Consider the following 2,645-nt stretch of genomic DNA (forward strand, 5'->3'; position numbering starts at 1 on the left):
GGAGGCAGCGTTGTTGGAGGCGTGGGTCATGATCGGGAGGACTCGGTCAGTGCGCCGCAGACGCGGCCGTGTTGGCCGACGCCGATGGGCGGAAGAGGAAGAAGAACACCGTGAACACCACCAGCGCGCCGATCGCGGCGGTCTGCCACACCTGCAGCCAGTCGTGCGCCGCGCCACCGGCCGCGTTGGTGGAGGCGTACCGGCTCACCACCGAGCCCGACACCGACGCGCCCACGAAGTAGCCGACCCCGTTGGTGACCAGGTTGAGGAAGCCTTGGGCCGCCGCGCGCACCTTGGGGCCCGCCACCTCGTCGGTGTAGATCTGGCCCGCCACGAAGAAGAAGTCGTAGCAGATGCCGTGCAGCAGAATGCCCGCGTAGATGAGCGCCATGCCGCCACTCGCGTCACCGCGACTGAAGGCGAAGTAGCGGAGCCCCCACGCCAGCATGCCCACGAGCATGATCCACTTGATGCCCAGCTTCCGCAGCGCGAAGGGGAGCAGCAGCATGAAGCCGACTTCCGACGCCTGACCGAACGACATGATGCCGGCGGCGTTCGGTACGCCGATCTCGTTCATGAACGGATTGGCGAACGCGTAGTAGAACTGGAGCGGGATGCAGAGCAGGAACGAACCGAGCGTGAAGATCACGAAGTCGGTGCGCTTGAGTAGCTGCAGCGCGTCGAGGCCGAGCGCGTCGCGCACACTGAACGGCGCCCCCGCGGCGCGCGGCGGCGTGTGCGGCAGCATGAGGGCGAACAGGGCGAGCGCCGCAGAACCGGCAGCCGAGATCTGCATGGGCAGCGCAAGCTTATCGGCGTGCAGGACGAACCCCACCAGCACGCCCGACGCCACGATCCACCCCACGGTGCCGAACACGCGGATGACCGGGAAGTCGCGCGTGGAGTCGCTCACGTTGTGCAGCGAAATGGAATTCGTGAGCGACAGCGTGGGCATGTAGCAGAACGCGTACGCCAGGAGGAGCGGATAGAACGTGCCGAAGGACGTCTGGGTGGACATCAGGTACATCAGCACCGCCCCCACCGCATGCAGGAGGGCGAGCAGCTTTTCGGAGGGGAAGAAACGGTCGGCCACGATCCCCATGAAGAACGGCGAGACGATGGCCGCGATGGCCGTGGCGCCATAGGCGCTGCCGATCTGCGTGTCGGTGAAGTGCAGCGTCTGCCCGAGGTACGTGCCCATGGTTACGAACCAGGCGCCCCAGACGAAGTACTGCAGGAACATCATCACCGACAACCGTGCCTTCGTACTCATTTACGGCAGCTCCCTGATGCGAACGTTGCGGAAAGAGACGCGATCCCCGTGGTCCTGCAGGGCAATGTGGCCGCGCGCGGCGCGGCCGTACTTTTCGGCCGTAGCGAACTTGCTCGCCTTGCGGCGTGCCTCCCAGTCGGCCGATCCGAGCTCGTACGACACGACCTGCTTGCCATTGAGCCAGTGCTCGACGTGCGTGCCGTTCACCACGAGACGCACGGCATTCCATGCCCCAGCGCCCTTGTTGAGCCCTGGCACCGCGGGGTGCAGCGCGTAGTTGGCCCCGGCCGACGTGAGCGGATTCTTCCCGTCGCGGTGCACCGCATCGTCAAGGATCTGCATCTCGGGGCCACTGACGTAGCTCCTCTCCCCACTGTGGTCGATGCGATAGATGATGCCGCTGTTTCCGCCGCGTTCGACCATCCACTCGAGCTCGAGTTCGAAATTCGCGTACGGCTTGTCGGTGGTGAGATCCCCGCCCTCGCCGCTGCGCACGAGTACGCCATTCTCGGCGCTCCAGCCCGTGACGGGCTTCCCGGGAGTGTCGTAATTGTGCCAGCCTTTCAGCGTGCGGCCATCGAACAGCATGGTCCACGCTCCGGCCTTGCTGACGGGGGCCGTCTGGGCCGGCAACGGAGCATCGGGCATGGCGAGCAGGGCAGCAGCCAAGGCGACCGCGATGGGGAGGGGCGTGGCCGCCCGGTGGGCCCGGGGCCGACCGCGGCCCCGAATCGTACACGGCATGACGGCTCCGTCAGCGGAATGAACAGGGGGGATGCGGCAATGGTAGGGCCCGTACACGAAAGGCGGAAGACGTCATGGTGAGGCGCCACCGCTAGTTTTTCGGCATGACCAACAGCCCCGACGCCCCCGCCCACGATCCGAGCTATCCCATCGGCCGCTTCGTACGGCCGGCGCATTACACCGCCGCCGTCCGCGCCGAGCACGTCGAACGCATCGGGGCCCAGCCCGCCCACCTTGCCGACGCGCTCGATGGCCTCGACGAACAGGATTTCGCCGCACCGTATCGCCCAAGCGGCTGGACCGTCGGGCAACTGGTGCATCACATGGCCGACAGCCACGCGAATGCCTATATCCGCGTGAAGCTCGGTCTCACCGAGCACGAACCCACCATCAAGCCATACGATCAGGATGCGTGGGTGGGCCTCGCTGATTCCCGCACACTCTCTCCGCACGTGAGCGTGGCGCTGTTCGCGGCCACGCACATCCGGCTGCACACCGTGCTGGCGTCCATGAGTCCCGACCAGTTCGCGCGCCGCGTCCTGCACCCGGAGAACGGGTGGATGAGCCTGGACGACGTGGCGGCAATGTATGCGTGGCATGGGGACCACCACATCGCGCACATCCGCAA

Annotated in this window: 3 protein-coding genes; 1 reads left to right on the forward strand and 2 read right to left on the reverse strand. The window is 66.4% G+C overall.

The features are described 5' to 3' along the window. Nucleotides 1–46: 46 nt before the first annotated feature. Nucleotides 47–1,273: a nucleoside permease gene (locus ACIQ6O_RS16080; RefSeq protein WP_396208785.1), complete on the reverse strand. Its 1,227-nt coding sequence runs from the start codon at nt 1,271–1,273 to the stop codon at nt 47–49. After that, on the reverse strand, nt 1,274–2,017 hold the full coding sequence (locus ACIQ6O_RS16085; RefSeq protein WP_396208786.1) for a DUF1080 domain-containing protein: 744 nt from the start codon (nt 2,015–2,017) through the stop codon (nt 1,274–1,276). It lies immediately after the preceding gene. A gap of 104 nt (nt 2,018–2,121) precedes the next feature. Here ACIQ6O_RS16085 and ACIQ6O_RS16090 point away from each other — a divergent pair. Then, a partial coding sequence (locus ACIQ6O_RS16090; RefSeq protein ID WP_396208787.1) for a YfiT family bacillithiol transferase occupies nt 2,122–2,645 on the forward strand: 524 nt, incomplete at its 3' end.

The sequence above is a fragment of the Gemmatimonas sp. genome (genome assembly GCF_044345575.1).
GTDB lineage: Bacteria > Gemmatimonadota > Gemmatimonadetes > Gemmatimonadales > Gemmatimonadaceae > Gemmatimonas.